Origin of the sequence: Streptomyces sp. NPDC048637 (genome assembly GCF_040650675.1) — a bacterium.
Classification (GTDB): Bacteria; Actinomycetota; Actinomycetes; order Streptomycetales; family Streptomycetaceae; genus Streptomyces.
Genome location: NZ_JBEZHQ010000001.1, coordinates 114,407 through 128,703, shown reverse-complemented (window position 1 = coordinate 128,703; position 14,297 = coordinate 114,407). Strand labels below are relative to the sequence as shown.

The following is a 14,297-nucleotide window of genomic DNA, read 5'->3' as shown; positions in this document are numbered from 1 at the left end:
GAGGGTGGTGGTACGGGAGTCCTCGGTGAGGTGACCCGGCGGGCCCAGGCGACATCGGCGGGGGCGGCCGAGGCGTGCCGGCCCGCGGCTCAGATCTCGGGGAAGGCGTCGGGAACGCCGAGTGTTCCCGCGACGGCCCGCCAGATGGCCGCTTGAGCGGCGGGGAGGTCGATCCGCGGGTCGCCCAGCATCAGCCGGATACCGAATCCGTCGCTCAGAGCGAGCAGCAGCGTGCTGGTCGCCTCCACATCGCACTCGGTGAACTCACCCGACGCGATGCCCCGGCGGATGGCCTGGCCGATCCATGTGTGCAGCTGGTCGTAGAGGTCGACGGCGAGATGCTGGGCGGTCTCGTCGCGCAGGGCCCGCACCCACAGTTCCTGCCAGAGCCGCCAGTCCTGCCGCAGTTCCGGGTCCGTGGGCAGCATGTTGTGCAGAATGCGGGCCAGGACCACGGAGGCGGGCACCGTGTCGGCGTCCCGTTCGAGTTCCGTACCGGTCTGTGCGAAGGAGTGGGTCATCGCCTCGGCGAAGAGCCGCTCACGGTTCTCGAAGTGGTAATGGAGCAGGGCGGTGGACACCCCGGCGTGCTCCGCGACCATCCGCATACGGATCTTCTCGAAGCCGACCTCGGCAATCACTTCGCACGCGGCGGACAGGATCCGTTCCCGCGTATCGAGAGTGCGTTCAGCCTTGGCCACGTGAGTGCTCCCCGGATCGGTGTCGGTGTCCTCGGCGGGCCCGGCGGGCCCGCCCCGTCCATCTTCCCGCATCGCCGCCTCCGGCCGTCCGTCGCGGGTGAGCTCATCGGTAGCGGTGGAAGCCCCGGCCCGACTTGCGGCCGAGGTAGCCGGCCTCCACCATCCGGGCCAGCAGCGGCGGGGGCGCGTAGCGGGGTTCACGGAACTCCCCGTACAGCGACTCGGCGATCGCCCGGGTCGTGTCGAGGCCGATCAGATCGGCCAGCGCGAGCGGCCCCAGCGGGTGGGCGCAGCCCAGCCGCATCCCCCGGTCGATGTCGTCCGCCGAGGCCGCGCCGGACTCGACCATCCGCACCGCGTCCAGCAGGTAGGGGACGAGCAGGGCGTTGACGAGGAACCCGGCACGGTCCGCGGCGTGCACGACCTCCTTGCCCAGTACGTCGGCGGCGAAGGTGTGTGTCCTGCGGGTGGTGTCGTCGCCGGTCAGCAGGGAGGGCACCAGCTCGACGAGCGGCAGCACCGGCACGGGGTTGAAGAAGTGCAGGCCGATGACCTGCTGGGGGCGTGCGGTGGCGGCGGCGAGGCGGATGCGGGCCGGCGGTCGGGTGCCCGCAGGGCCTGGGCGGCGACCGCATGGCCGTACTTCGCCGGGTCGTCACTGGCACCGACCACCGCGACCGACTTCGGGTCGAACAGGGCCGACAGATCACGTCCCATGGTCACCTCTCCAGCCGGAGCGCGGAGTTGGGGCAGGCCTCGGCGGCGGCCCGGGCGGCGGCCTCGGTGGCGCCCGGCGCGGGGTCGGCGACGACGGCGGCATAGCCGAAATCGTCGAGGTCGATGAGGTCCGGTGCGGGTTCCTGGCACAGGCCGTAGCCCTGGCAGCGGGTGGCGTCGAGACGGAGTTTCACGGCGGTCGTCCTTTCAGCGGGGAGCGGGGGCGGAGCGCGGGCGGGGCACGGTCCGGCGGGCGACGTGCGGGACGGGCACGGTGAGCCGGCCGCTGTCCGCGGGCGCGGCGCAGCCCGGGCAGGGGCCGTCGAGGTGGGAGCGGACCAGGTGGGGAAAGGCGCGCAGCAGGCTGCCGGCCGTGCCCGCCGCGGCGCCGAGCAGACCGCAGGCGCCGCGGCCGGGCAGTGAGGTGGACCAGCGCTGCAGTCTCGTGAGGAGTCCGGAGTCGGCGGTTCCGTTCGTCAGGGCGCCGACGGCGTCGCGGAGGGAGCCGGTGCCCGCGACGCAGATGCCGCACTGCCGGGCGCTCTCGGCGGCGAGATGGGCGAGGGCGGCGGAGGCGAGGGACACCGGACACTCGCCGGGGGTGAGGAAGCGGATCGCCCCGCAGCCCAGTCCGGTACCCGCGGCCGCGAGGGTGTCGGGGTCCAGCGCGAGGTCGAGATCACCGGGCCCGATCAGCCCGCCGAAGAGGCCGCCCATGAGGGCGCCGGCCGGCTCGGGGGTGACCTGGGCCCGCGCCAGGGTCCGCAGGGTGCAGCCGTAGGGCACCTCGGCGAGCAGGGGTTCGGCGCCACCGCCCGCGAGCGTCACCAGAGTGGCGCGGGCGGTGCGGCGCCGGCGGTCCGGCTGTGCGGCGATGAGCGCGATCCGGGCCAGGGTCTCGACGTTGGCGACGAAGGTCGGTGCACCGCCGACGCCCTGCTGATAAGGGCGGGGCGGTTTGGCGGTGGGGAGGGCGGGGCCGCCGTTGATCCGGCGGACCACGGCGGTCTCCTCCCCCGCGACATAGGTGTGCGGAGTGTCGACGACATCGCACGGCAGCTGAGGTGTCCGTTCGGCGAGCGCCCGGCGGATCCGTTCGCCCGCCGCGGTGTCGGAGACGTAGACGTAGCCGCGTTCCGCACCGGCGATCTCCGCGGCCCGCGCCAGCCCGTCCAGGACCAGATGCGGCCGGGCCCGCAGCAGCCAGCGGTCCTTGACGGAGCCGGGCTCCCCTTCCTCTCCGTTCGCCACGACGACGGGGCGGCGCCCGGCGTCGCGGACGGCGCGGAGTTTCGCGCCTGTGGGGAAGCCGGCGCCGCCTCGTCCGCGCAGACCGTCGTCGATCCGGTCGAGGAGCTCCGCCGCGCCGATCGCCGTGCGGTAGCCGCCGGTGGCCGCGTACGCCCTGGCGTCCTCGGTCACGCCCGGTGCCGCGCCGAGCACGGAGGGGGGTCCCCGGCGGTATCAGGGAGTTGGTCCCGGTCATCCTCGGTCTCCGTCCGGTGGGGTGGTGCGCAGGGTGCGCACCGCGCGTTCCAGGGCGCTGCGGTCCGCGGCCGTCCGGTCGTAGCCCGGTCCGGGGAGACCGATCAGCATGCGGTGGTGGTCGAGCACGACCTCCGCGGCACGGAGTGCGGCCCGGCGGTCGCCGGGGCGGGTACGGCCGGCGACCGCGGTCACCAGGCCGGTCACCTCGGCGAGGTAGCGGAGCCAGCCGTGCTGGGTGCCGTGCAGGATCAGGCGCTCGACGCGGCGTCGTTCGGCCTCGGTCGCCTCTGCGGGGGCGTCCGTCATCCGCCGCGCGGCGGTGCGCAGGGCCGCGACGGTGGCGGGCAGTTCCCGTTCGGGTTCGGGGGTGAGCCCGAGCCAGATCAGGTTCCGACGACCGCTCATGCGTGCCTCCGGGGAGAGGGGTGGGGTGCCGGCACGGCTCGGGTCAGGGCAGCTGGGTGTGGGGCGGTTGCCGTGGCTCGGTGCCGGGGCGAGGTGCCGTTGCGGGGGTTCGGCCGACGGGTCGGGGCGCGGCGCGCCCGCTCGCTTCCGCCGATCCGTGCTCGGAGCGCCGGAGCAGTGGAGCGCCGGAGCGGCGATGGCACTAAGCTAACTAATCAATTAGTCAGGATACTAGGATACAAGTCTTGACTTCACTGAAACCCGCCAGCAATCTGACTGACCAATTAGTCAGCACGGTTCCGGTGCGCCGGTCCAGGGACTTTCCACCGCGCCCTGCCGCCACGGCCCCGGGCACCCCGTGCGGCATGGAGGAGTGACCCGATGCACCCCGAAGCCACCACGGCACCGACGGAACAGGATGTCCCCGGGCAGGCACTGGCCGCCCGCTACTACACCGACCCGGCCACGGCCGCCGCCGAGACGCGGCACATCTTCGCCAGGTCCTGGCAGCTCGTGTGCCATGAGTCCGATCTCCCCGGTCCCGGCGCACGGCTCGCCGCCACCGTCGCCGACCGCGAGGTACTGGTCGTCCGTACCGAGGACGGCACCCTGGCCGGGCACCTCAATGTGTGCCGGCACCGCGGCACCCGCCTGGTCTCCGCTCCCGAGGCGTCCGGCAAGGCCATCCGCTGCCCGTATCACGGGTGGACGTACAAGCTCGACGGACGGTTGGTCGGTGCGCCCGAAGCACGCCAGATCCCCTGCCTGGACAAGCCCGCCCTCGGTCTCTTCCCGGTCCGGGTGGAGTCGTTCCTGGGGTTCGTCTTCGCCAACCTCGATCCGGGGGCCGTTCCGCTGGCGGAGCAGTGCGCCGGGCTGGCGGAGGCCGTCGGCCACTATGCGGGGGCCGATCTGGTGCCGGTAGGACGCAGCCGCATCCACGATCTGGCCGGCGCGGAAGTCCAGCACGCCAACTGGAAGGTCGCCGTCGACAACTACCTGGAGGGCTATCACGTCCCGGTCGCCCACCCCGGGCTGATGCGCCTCCTCGACTACCAGGGCTACACCAGCGAGATCGACGAGTCCTACGTCCTCTTCGCCTCGCCGCTGCGCGACAAGCCGTCCTCGAACTGGGCCGAGCGGCTCTACCAGCGCCTCGCCTCCCCCATGCCGGGTCTGACCGAGGCCGACCGGCGGATCTGGCGGTACGCGGTGATCTACCCCAACACACTCATCGACTTCTACCCCGACCATGTGCTTGCCTGGACCGCCATACCGACGGCGGTCGACCGGGTGGCTGTTCCCGGCGCTTTCTACACGCACCGCGGGACGAGTGCCCGGACCCGGCTCGCGCGCCGGCTCAACATCCACATCGGCTGGATCACCAATGACGAAGACGTCGAATTGGTGGCCCGGGTGCAAAAAGGCCTCGGCACCCCGGGCTTCGAGCCGGGCCCCCTGTCCCGCCGGGAAGCCGCGGTCGGCTGGTTCGCCGAGCGGGTACGCACCGACCTCGGTGGCGCGATGCGCTGACCCCCACCGGTGAGACAGCGCCATGAGCCGTCCCCCTCGGCGCGCGACGCCCCGCGCCACGGCTGACAGGTCCCTCACGGAGGACAGGGCTTCCGTGCATCCGTGACCGCTCCCTGAAGCAGCGCTCATCCCCTACGGAGAGGACCTCATGTCCCCCGAGGAACCCCCGCCTCCGTCCCGGCGCGCCGTTCTGTCCGGGCCGGGCAGGAGATCGCCGCCACCGCCGCGGCGGATCTCAAACGGGTGCATCTGGAACTGGGCGGGAACGCGCCGGTCCTGGTCCATCCATGAGGATGTGGACCCCGAGGCGACCGCGGCCGAGCTCGCGGCCGTGGCGTACTACAACGCCGGCCAGGACTGCACCGCTCCCACCCGGTTTCTGGTGCACCACCGCCGCTACGACGCCTTCGTGGCCGCGTTCGCGGCGGCGGCGCACGCGCTGCGGACCGGGCCGCCCGGCGATCCGGCCGCCGACTACGGTCCGCTCAACAGTGCGGCCCAACGTGCCTCCGTACAAGCCCTGTTGAGCCGTCTGCCGGACCATGCCGAGGTGGTGACGGGAGGTACGGCACCGGGGCGGCCGGGCTGGTTCCACTCCCCCACGGTCGTTGCGGGGGTGCGCCAGAGCGACGAGATCGTGCAGGAGGAGATCTTCGGCCCGGTCGTCACGGTGCAGCCCTTCACCGACGAGGCCGAGGCGCTCCGGCTGGCGAACGGGGTCCGGTTCGGTCTGGCGGCGAGTGTGTGGACCGCCGACCACGCACGGGCGATGCGGGCCACCCGCGCGCTGCACACCGGGATCGTCTGGGTGAACACCCATGGCACCACGGTGTCGGAGATGCCGCTCGGCGGGGTCAAGCACTCCGGCTACGGCAGCGATCTGTCCCTCGCGGGCCTGTTGGACTACACGCAGGTCAAGCACGTCATGCTGTGAGGCGGCGGCTCCCGGGCGCGGCCGAGGGGCCTGTCCGATGGGTCGTGGCCGGGTCCGCCCCTGGCTCATCGGACAGGCCCCGGCCCGGGAGCTCTCGGCGTCGCGCGGCGCTCACGTGTCCGCCGTTCCGGGTGCCGCACCACGGTCGTGGGCGGCGGCCGGCACCTGGTCCTGAGCACCTGTCAGATCCCGGGCCAGTGCGACGCGGGAGAGCAGCACGGCGCCCCACAGCACCAGCCCGACGCCCACCGCCTCGGGCACCAGCCACCAGCCGGTCCGTACCCGTTCGTCGTACAGGGTGACGCCCAGCGACAGGCTCACCAGCGCGTCGCCGAGGGTGAGAACCGGCTGCGAGGCGGTCAGCGGGCCCGACTGCATGGCGTTCTCCAGGAGGAAGATGGCCAGCACTCCGGCGGCGGCGAAGCCATAGGTCTGCCAGGTGCTGAAGAACGCGGCGGGGCCGCCGGTCTGCCAGGCGTGGGTGGCGTCCTTCAACATGGCCGCGGTGAGGGCGTACCCGACCGCTGTGGCCCCGGCGAAGCAGGCGGCCCGTACCCCGCCCGCCCCGCGGCGGAGCGCAGCACCGACCGCCGCGACGATCACCGCGGCACAGACCACCAGGGCGGGCACCCAGCGGTCGAAGGGGGCGTGGGTGGTGCCGATGGTGGGCGCGGCGGCGGCGAGGGCGGATCCGAGGCCGACGACGAGCAGCCCCACGCCGATCCAGCCGGCACGGGGGATCTGTCCGCCGAGGAGGACCCGTCCGATGAGCAGGGCGAGGGGCAGTTCGAGGACGAAGAGCGGCTGCACCACCGACAGTGCGCCCTGCGACAGTGCCAGCGCCTGGAAGCAGGCCGCGGCGACGACGGCGAGCATCCCGCCGAGCCAGACGGCACGGTGCAGCAGGTCGACGAGCAGACCGAGGCGCAGCCCGGCGGACAGCGGAACCGTACGGGCGGCGCGCCGCTGCAGGACCGTGGCCAGCGCGTTGCTGGCCGCCGCGAGCAGTGCGAACAGTACGGCCGGCCATGTGGTCACGGCCCACCTCCTCGTCGGCCACCCGGGCACCTGGGCGGGGCCCGCGCCACGGTGGTCGGGCGGCAGCGGGGCGGCGCTGTACTGGGCTTCGACGCTATCCGGCGGCCGACGCGGACCGCCCGGCGACACGGGCGCCGGAGGGCCGCATTCGCTGAGCCGGACGGATGCTTCCCGGGTGCCGGGGTGTCCGGTCCGGGGTGCCGGGCGGCCGCCTCCGCGGCTCCGGGCGGCGGTCCCCGGGGTGGCAGATCTTGTCGTCTCAGCGTCGAACCACCAGGTCACAGCCGCGTCCCACCCGGCGGCAGGTGGCGCAACACTGCGGCAACACCACTGGCCGGATCCCGTCGGTATGGTCCACCGCATGCCAGCCGAACGCACCCGCCAGCACACTACTCCGGTAGCGGCCGCGCGCCGTCGCCGGCTCCGCGCTGACCACGCCCGGCAGCTCGCCGACCTGCTGCGCCACCAGGTGCTCGGGGGCGGCTTCCCCAGCGGCGTCCTGCCGCACGAGGAGGTGATCGGCGCGGACTACGGCGTCTCCCGCAACACCGTCCGCCAGGCCCTCGACCTGCTGCGCGCCGAACAGCTCGTGGCGCGTCAGCCGGGTGTGGGCACGGTGGTGGTGGGTCAGAAGTACCCGCATGCGCTCGACCGGCTGATGGGACTCGCCGAGATCCTGCACCCGCACGGCAGGGTCACCAATGAGGTGCGCACCATCAGCCCGGTCGCGGCTCCGGCCCCGGTGGCGGACCGACTGCGGATCCCGCCGCGCTCCGAGGTGCTCTACGTGGAGCGGCTGCGCAGGCTCGACGGTCTGCCGCTGTCCTTGGACCTGACCTATGTCCCGATGCACATCGGGCTGGCCCTGCTCGACGCCGACCTGGAGAACAACGACGTTTTCCGGCTGATCGAGGAGACCGCCGGACAGCCGCTGGGCACCGCCGAGATCACCCTGGAGGCCGTCAATGCCGATGCGCACTCCGCCGCCGTGCTGGAGGCGCCGCGCGGCACCGCCGTGCTGATGCTCGAACGTCTCACCCATCTCGCCGACGGCACCCCCGTCGACCTGGAGTTCATCCGCTTCCGCGGCGATCGCCTCACCATGCGGGGCCTGCTGCGCCGCACGGTCTGAGCCGCCCCCCGCCCACTCCCCGCACCACCCTCGTCCGCTCCCCCGTCATGCCCTGGAGACCGCCATGCCTCTTGTCCCCCAGCGCGCCGACGTCCCCGTGACCATCGACGCATCCCAGTGCATCGACGGCTGCACGCTGTGCGTCGACATGTGCCCGCTGGACTCGCTCGCCATCGACCCGTCGAGCAACAAGGCCTACATGCACGTCGACGAGTGCTGGTACTGCGGCCCGTGCGCCGCTCGCTGTCCCACCGGCGCGGTCACGGTCAACATGCCCTATCTGTTGCGATGAGAGGCCCCCGTTCATGAGCTCCCGATTCACGGGCTCCCCGTTCCCGCCGTCCCCGTCCCCCTCGCCGTCCACCCCCGTATCCCCGATTGCCGCCCCGCACCGGGCTCGTCGCCGTGCGCGCACCGCGGCGCTGGTCTCCGCTCTGCTGCTGGGCTCGCTCAGCGCCTGCGGCACACCCGCGGACGCCTCGGACGGCAAAACCGTCACCGTGACCGTCGGCTACCAGTCCAAGACCATCAACACGGTCACCGCCGGCACCCTGCTGCGCCAACTCGGCTCCTTCGAGCGGGCGCTGCGCGCCCAGGGCAAGCGGGACGGCAGGGTGTACAAGGTGCGGTGGCAGGACTATGCGACCGGTGCGCCGATCACCGCGCAGATGGTCGCCGGGAAGGTCGACATCGGCTCGATGGGCGACTTCCCGCTGCTCATCAACGCCGCCCGCGGCAAGCAGCTGCACGCCCCCACCCGGCTGGTCTCGGTGACCGGCTACAACCTGCGCGGGGCGCTCAACACCATTGTCACCAAGCCCGGTTCGACGCTGCGCTCGCTGCGGGACCTGCGCGGCAAGAAGGTCTCCAGCAGCGTCGGCTCGGCGTCGGACGGCACTCTGGTGCGGGCCCTGCGGCGGGCCGGGATCGATCCGGAGCAGGACATCCACCAGCTCAACCAGCAGCCGGCGGTGGGGGCCTCGGCGCTCCGGTCGGGCAGCGCGGACGCCCTGTCGCAGTTCGTGGCCTGGCCGGGGCTGCTCACCTTCCAGGGCACGGCGCAGGCGCTCTACGACGGGGGCGCGCTCGACCTGCCCACCTTCCACGGCGTGACCGTACGGGACGCGTTCGCCACCCGGCGCCCGGCCGTGGTGCGGGCGTTCCTCACCGCACAGCGGGACGCGACCCGCTATCTGCAGCGCCACCCCGTCGACGCCGCGCAGCGGGTTGCCAGGGCCACCGGGCTGCCGCCCGAGGTGGTCTACCTCTACAACGGCGCCGGCGGCATCGCCACCTTCGATCCCACCCTCAAGCCGCAGCTGATCGCCGCGCTGAAGAAGGACGTCCCAGTGCTGCGCGCGGCCAGGCTGACCGGGCCGGTCGATGTGGACTCCTTCGTCAACGACCGCTATCTCAAGCAGAGTTACGGCAGTGATTACACCCGGGCCGTGCGCGCCACCGCTCACCCGTCGCCCCACGAGGTGTGGCTGCGCGGTGCGGGCCGGACGCATTCCTTCGCCGGTCCGCAGGCTCTGCTCCGGTTCGTCGCCGCTCATCGCGACCGGGTGCGTGCCGCGTATGTGGCCGATACGACGACCGGCAGCCGCTGGTTCGCCGACAAGGCGGTCTGGGTCCACGACGGCGCACGGCTGCTGCCCTTCGCCACCCGGGCCACCGCCGACGCCTGGACGCGGCGGCACCGCGGTGCCCGCACCCTCAGCTACCCCGCCGCTCTGGAGCAGGCCCGGTGAGCGCGCCCGCCACAACGGCCGACCGCACGGGACGGACCGGCCTGCGCCGGGGGCCCTGGATCCGCTACGCCCGGATCACCGCCGCGCTCCTCGCGGCGCTCGCCGGGTGGCAGTTGCTCGCCCAGTTCCGGGTGAACCTGTGGCTGCGGTTCTCCCAGTTCCCCACGGTCGCCGAGACGGCCCGTGAGTTCGCCCAGCGGCTGGGCACGGCCACGTACTGGCAGGACGTCTCCCACAGCCTGACCCGGATCGTCGGCGGCTTCGCCCTCGCGGCCGTCCTCGGCGTCGCCGTCGGCACCGCCCTCGCCCGCTCCCCTGTCGTCTCCGACCTGTTCGGTCCGCTGCTCGAAGTGCTGCGCCCGATACCGGCGATCGCGCTGGTGCCGGTGGCGATCCTGCTGTTCCCCAGCAATGAACAGGGCATCGTCTTCATCACATGCACCGCCGCGTTCTTCCCGGTCACGGTCTCCACCCGGCACGCGGTACAGGCGCTGACACCCGTCTGGGAGGAGGCGGTCCGCACCATGGGCGCGGGCCGGTGGCGGGTGCTGCGGTCGGTGGTGCTGCCGGGGGCGCTGCCCGGCATCCTCGGCGGACTGTCGGTGGGCATCGGTGTCTCGTGGATCTGTGTGATCTCCGCCGAGATGATCTCCGGCGAGTACGGCGTGGGCTATCGCACCTGGCAGGACTACACCATCGTCGACTACCCGGGGGTCTTCGTCGGGATGGCCACCATCGGCCTGCTCGGCCGGTGCACCTCCACGGCGGTGGAACGGCTGGGGCGACGCCTGACGCGATGGCTGCCGCGTACTGCGCACGGGCCGGGGGCGTCTGCGGGCGGCCGGTTCCGACGGCGGACGGTCCGGACGGCACCCGGGGAGCCGTCATGACCCGGACCGAGACCAGTACCGGAACCACCCCGGCGGCCCCGGCGCAGCCACCCGCACCGGGCCTCCGGCTGACCCTGGGCGACGCCGTGCTCGGACGGCCCGGCGCTCCCGTCCTCGACCACCTGGACCTCGATGTCGCCGCGGGCGAGATCCTCACCGTCGTCGGGCCGTCCGGCTGCGGCAAGTCCACTCTGCTGCGCACGCTGGCCGGGCTGCTGCCGCTCCTCGGTGGCCGGCTGACCCAGGACGGCGAGCCGGTCGAGGGGCCGGCCGCCGACCGGGCGCTGGTCTTCCAGGAGGACGCGCTGCTGCCCTGGCGCAGCCTGCGGGCCAACGTGGAACTCCCGCTGGCCGTCCGGGGAGTGGCCCGCGCGCAGCGCCGGGCGCGGGCCGAGGTCTGGCTGGCCCGGGTCGGGCTCACCGAGCACGCCGCCCGGCTGCCGCACCAGGTCTCCGGCGGCCAGCGGCAGCGCACCCAGCTGGCCCGCGCGCTGGCCGGACGGCCGCGCGCGGTCCTGATGGACGAACCGTTCGGTGCGCTCGACGCACCGACCCGGGCCGGGATGCAGCAGTTGCTGGTGACGGCGCTGAGCGGCACCCAGGCGACCGTCGTCTTCGTCACCCATGACGTGGACGAGGCGCTGTTCCTGGGCGACCGGGTCGCGCTGCTGGGCACCGGCCGGGTGCTGGACGTACCGCGGCCCCGCGTCCGCGCGGCGCACGCCGATCCGGCGACGGTCGCCCTGCGCCGCGAGGTGCTCGCGTCCCTGGACGGCCGGCCCGGTTCCTGACGGGACCGGCACGGGCACGGCCCGAAACCCCACCGACATGACCGGCACGTCATCGGACGTGACCCGGCAGGCGAAAGGCAACTGTCATGCCGGAAGGCACCGCCGGCGGGACCATGGACACCATGGCGATCCCCGCCCTCGACTCCGCCGAGGAGCTGTCCTGCGATGTCCTCGTCATCGGCGGGGGTACCGCCGGGACGATGGCGGCGCTCACCGCCGCCGAACACGGCGCATCCGTCCTGCTGTTGGAGAAGGCGCATGTCCGCCACTCCGGCGCGCTCGCCATGGGCATGGACGGGGTCAACAATGCCGTCATCCCGGGCCGCGCGGAACCCGACGACTATGTCGCCGAGATCACCCGCGCCAACGACGGCATCGTCGACCAGTCCACCGTCCGCCAGACCGCGACCCGGGGCTTTGCGATGGTGCAGCGGCTGGAGTCGTACGGCGTGAAGTTCGAGAAGGACGAACACGGCGAGTACGCGGTCCGCCAGGTGCACCGCTCCGGCTCCTATGTGCTGCCGATGCCGGAGGGCAAAGACGTCAAGAAGGTCCTCTACCGGCAGCTGCGCCGGCGGGAGATGCGCGAGCGGATCCGTATCGAGAACCGCATCATGCCGGTGCGGGTACTGACCTCCGGTGGCCGGGCGGTCGGGGCGGCGGGCTTCCACACCCGCACCGGACACTTCGTCACGGTCCGGGCGGGCGCGGTGATCCTCGCCACCGGCGCCTGCGGCCGTCTCGGCCTGCCCGCCTCCGGCTATCTGTACGGCACGTACGAGAACCCGACGAACGCGGGCGACGGCTACGCGATGGCGTACCACGCGGGCGCCGAACTGACCGGTATCGAGTGCTTCCAGATCAACCCGCTGATCAAGGACTACAACGGCCCGGCCTGCGCCTACGTCGCCAACCCCTTCGGCGGCTACCAGGTCAACCGGCACGGCGAGCGGTTCGTGGAATCCGACTACTGGTCGGGGCAGATGATGGCGGAGTTCGCGGCCGAGGTCGCCTCCGAACGCGGTCCGGTCTACCTGAAGCTGAGTCACCTCCCGGAGGAGTCCGTCTCCGCCCTGGAGACGATCCTGCACACCACCGAGCGCCCCACCCGCGGCACCTTCCACGCCGGGCGCGGTCACGACTACCGCACCCATGACGTGGAGATGCATATCTCCGAGATCGGCCTGTGCGGCGGACATTCGGCGTCGGGAGTCCGCGTCGACGACCACGCCCGCACCACCGTGCTGGGCCTGTATGCGGCCGGGGACCTCGCCTGCGTCCCGCACAACTACATGATCGGCGCCTTCGTCTTCGGCGACCTGGCGGGCGCGGACGCGGCCCAACACCCGGCATACGAGGGCGAGTTGCCCGCGGACCAGCTGCGGGACGCCCATGAACTGATCTACCGGCCGCTGCGGAACCCCGACGGTCCGCCGCAGCCGCAGGTCGAGTACAAGCTCCGTCGCTTCGTCAACGACTATGTCGCCCCGCCCAAGAGCGGCGCCCGGCTGTCGCTGGCCGTCGAGCACTTCGAGCGGATGCACACCGATCTCGCCGGGATGGGCGCCCGCACCCCGCACGAGCTGATGCGCTGCGCCGAGGTCAGCTTCATCCGCGACTGCGCCGAAATGGCCGCCCGGTCGTCGCTGGCCCGCACCGAGTCCCGCTGGGGCCTCTACCACGCCCGCACGGACCACCCGGAGAGCGATGACACCGACTGGCTGCACCACCTGGATCTGCGGAAATCAGCGACGGGAAGGATGGAGTTCACGGCCCGCCCGGTGGCGCCCTACCTCGTCCCGGTCGACGAGTACACCCCCGTGGGCGGGGCGCCCCGGTTCCTCGGCGAAATCCATCCGGAGCAGGTCGCGACGGCGGGGCGGCGGGATACGCCGCCCGTGGGGTCCCTGGGGGCGGGTGCGGACGGCGTGAGTGCTCCGGCGGCGGACGGCGCGGCAGCCGATCCCGGCATCCCGGCCGGGACCACGCCCAACGCCGGAGCCGGCACCTCCCCCCGCATCCTTGAACTCCTCGCCCTCGCCGAGGACCCGCCGGACCTCCCGACGCTCCGCCCGTATCTCGCCGACCCCGACCCGGCCGTACGGCGCGCCGCCGTCGACACCCTCACCGAAACCGTCCCGCCCGGCACGGGCCAGGCCCTCGCCGCCGCCCTCGCCGATCCCGACCCCGCCGTACGGGCGGCCGCGGGCGCCTCCTTGCGTGAGCTGATCGAGGCCCTCCCGCCGGAGCCCGGTCTGCGTGCACCGCTGGCCGCCGCGGCGCACGGGCCCGACGCGGTCGTCCGGTCGGCGGCCGTGGAGGTGCTGCGCGCGCTCCGCCTCGGCGACCGGACCCTCTTCGCCACCGCGCTCACCGACCCCGCCGTGGACGTACGCATCCAGGCCGTCCGCGCCCTGGTCTCCGTCGACGCCGCGGACGAGCTGCGGCGTGCCGCCCGGGACCCCGCCCGTGAGGTCCGGGTGGCCGCCGCGCACGGACTCGGTACGGTCGGCGGCCCCGAGGACCTGGCGGTGCCGCTGCGCGACGAGGATCTCCTCGTACGGGCCGCGGCGCTCGCGGCACTGGCCACCACCGGCTGCCCGCCGCCGTATGACACGGCGGCCGTCGCGGCGCTCGGCGACCCGGCCTGGCAGGTCCGGTCCGGTGCCGCGACGGCCCTGGCCGCCGCCGGCCCCGAACTCGCCGTGGCCGCGCTGCGCTCCGCGCTCTCCGACGGGCATGCGGACGTACGCAAGGCGGGGGTGCTCGCGCTGCGCGCGCACGCCGGCCGCGCGGAGGCCCGCCAGGCACTGGCCACGGTCGCGGACGACCCGGACGCCGATGTCCGCGCCTACGCCAGGCTCGCGACGAAGGGGTGACACATGTGCGGGGAGGCCGCCCGGTCGTCGGGCGGCCT

14 protein-coding genes and 1 pseudogene are annotated in these 14,297 nt (G+C 73.3%); 9 read left to right on the top strand and 6 right to left on the bottom strand.

What is annotated here, in order from left to right; all coding sequences use genetic code 11:
- Positions 1-89: 89 nt before the first annotated feature.
- The 5 genes and pseudogenes from AB0C46_RS00685 to AB0C46_RS00665 form a co-directional block, all read right to left on the bottom strand.
- On the bottom strand, positions 90-701 hold the full coding sequence (locus tag AB0C46_RS00685; protein WP_362824599.1) for a TetR family transcriptional regulator C-terminal domain-containing protein: 612 nt from the start codon (positions 699-701) through the stop codon (positions 90-92).
- Positions 702-804: 103 nt separating this feature from the next.
- A pseudogene (locus AB0C46_RS00680) lies at positions 805-1,290 on the bottom strand (3-hydroxyacyl-CoA dehydrogenase family protein); the annotation flags it as partial.
- Between the two features lie 130 nt (positions 1,291-1,420).
- Positions 1,421-1,612, bottom strand: a complete 192-nt coding sequence (locus AB0C46_RS00675) for a ferredoxin (protein WP_362824597.1) — start codon at positions 1,610-1,612, stop codon at positions 1,421-1,423.
- 13 nt (positions 1,613-1,625) lie between these two features.
- Positions 1,626-2,861 carry an NADH-ubiquinone oxidoreductase-F iron-sulfur binding region domain-containing protein gene (locus tag AB0C46_RS00670; protein ID WP_362824596.1) on the bottom strand — a complete coding sequence of 412 codons (1,236 nt, stop codon included), beginning with the start codon at positions 2,859-2,861 and terminating at the stop codon, positions 1,626-1,628.
- Between the two features lie 39 nt (positions 2,862-2,900).
- Positions 2,901-3,311 carry a hypothetical protein gene (locus AB0C46_RS00665; RefSeq protein ID WP_362824594.1) on the bottom strand — a complete coding sequence of 137 codons (411 nt, stop codon included), beginning with the start codon at positions 3,309-3,311 and terminating at the stop codon, positions 2,901-2,903.
- Between the two features lie 381 nt (positions 3,312-3,692).
- Between AB0C46_RS00665 and AB0C46_RS00660 the strand changes: the two genes are divergently transcribed.
- The 3 genes from AB0C46_RS00660 (at position 3,693) to AB0C46_RS00650 (ending at position 5,778) form a co-directional block, all read left to right on the top strand.
- Positions 3,693-4,844 (top strand): aromatic ring-hydroxylating dioxygenase subunit alpha, encoded by a 1,152-nt coding sequence (locus tag AB0C46_RS00660; RefSeq protein WP_362824593.1) that lies wholly within the window; start codon positions 3,693-3,695, stop codon positions 4,842-4,844.
- A gap of 210 nt (positions 4,845-5,054) precedes the next feature.
- Positions 5,055-5,135: a hypothetical protein gene (locus AB0C46_RS00655; RefSeq protein WP_362825141.1), complete on the top strand. Its 81-nt coding sequence runs from the start codon at positions 5,055-5,057 to the stop codon at positions 5,133-5,135.
- 4 nt (positions 5,136-5,139) lie between these two features.
- Positions 5,140-5,778 (top strand): aldehyde dehydrogenase family protein, encoded by a 639-nt coding sequence (locus tag AB0C46_RS00650; RefSeq protein WP_362824591.1) that lies wholly within the window; start codon positions 5,140-5,142, stop codon positions 5,776-5,778.
- 111 nt (positions 5,779-5,889) lie between these two features.
- Here the strand turns inward: AB0C46_RS00650 and AB0C46_RS00645 are convergent, their stop codons facing one another.
- A complete protein-coding gene (locus tag AB0C46_RS00645) occupies positions 5,890-6,816 on the bottom strand; it encodes a DMT family transporter (RefSeq protein WP_362824590.1) in 927 nt (308 codons plus the stop codon).
- A 361-nt stretch (positions 6,817-7,177) separates the two neighbouring features.
- Between AB0C46_RS00645 and AB0C46_RS00640 the strand changes: the two genes are divergently transcribed.
- From AB0C46_RS00640 to AB0C46_RS00615, 6 genes are all read left to right on the top strand, one after another.
- Positions 7,178-7,948, top strand: coding sequence for a GntR family transcriptional regulator (locus AB0C46_RS00640; protein WP_362824589.1), 771 nt, complete (start codon positions 7,178-7,180; stop codon positions 7,946-7,948).
- Positions 7,949-8,012: 64 nt separating this feature from the next.
- Positions 8,013-8,240, top strand: coding sequence for a ferredoxin family protein (locus AB0C46_RS00635; protein ID WP_362824588.1), 228 nt, complete (start codon positions 8,013-8,015; stop codon positions 8,238-8,240).
- 13 nt (positions 8,241-8,253) lie between these two features.
- Positions 8,254-9,699, top strand: coding sequence for an ABC transporter substrate-binding protein (locus AB0C46_RS00630; RefSeq protein ID WP_362824587.1), 1,446 nt, complete (start codon positions 8,254-8,256; stop codon positions 9,697-9,699).
- 41 nt (positions 9,700-9,740) lie between these two features.
- Positions 9,741-10,589, top strand: coding sequence for an ABC transporter permease (locus AB0C46_RS00625; RefSeq protein WP_362825139.1), 849 nt, complete (start codon positions 9,741-9,743; stop codon positions 10,587-10,589).
- On the top strand, positions 10,586-11,380 hold the full coding sequence (locus tag AB0C46_RS00620) for an ABC transporter ATP-binding protein (protein WP_362824586.1): 795 nt from the start codon (positions 10,586-10,588) through the stop codon (positions 11,378-11,380). The genes AB0C46_RS00625 and AB0C46_RS00620 overlap by 4 nt, the downstream gene beginning before the upstream one ends.
- A gap of 122 nt (positions 11,381-11,502) precedes the next feature.
- The gene (locus AB0C46_RS00615) at positions 11,503-14,259 is read left to right on the top strand and encodes a fumarate reductase/succinate dehydrogenase flavoprotein subunit (RefSeq protein WP_362825138.1); all 2,757 of its coding nucleotides are present in this window, start codon (positions 11,503-11,505) and stop codon (positions 14,257-14,259) included.
- Positions 14,260-14,297: the final 38 nt, after the last annotated feature.

Coding starts and splice junctions, on each gene's coding strand:
- AB0C46_RS00665 (WP_362824594.1), bottom strand. CDS start 3,311: ATGAGCGGTCGTCGGAACCTGATCTGGCTCGGGCTCACCCCCGAACCC.
- AB0C46_RS00660 (WP_362824593.1), top strand. CDS start 3,693: ATGCACCCCGAAGCCACCACGGCACCGACGGAACAGGATGTCCCCGGG.
- AB0C46_RS00640 (WP_362824589.1), top strand. CDS start 7,178: ATGCCAGCCGAACGCACCCGCCAGCACACTACTCCGGTAGCGGCCGCG.
- AB0C46_RS00635 (WP_362824588.1), top strand. CDS start 8,013: ATGCCTCTTGTCCCCCAGCGCGCCGACGTCCCCGTGACCATCGACGCA.
- AB0C46_RS00630 (WP_362824587.1), top strand. CDS start 8,254: ATGAGCTCCCGATTCACGGGCTCCCCGTTCCCGCCGTCCCCGTCCCCC.
- AB0C46_RS00620 (WP_362824586.1), top strand. CDS start 10,586: ATGACCCGGACCGAGACCAGTACCGGAACCACCCCGGCGGCCCCGGCG.
- AB0C46_RS00615 (WP_362825138.1), top strand. CDS start 11,503: ATGGCGATCCCCGCCCTCGACTCCGCCGAGGAGCTGTCCTGCGATGTC.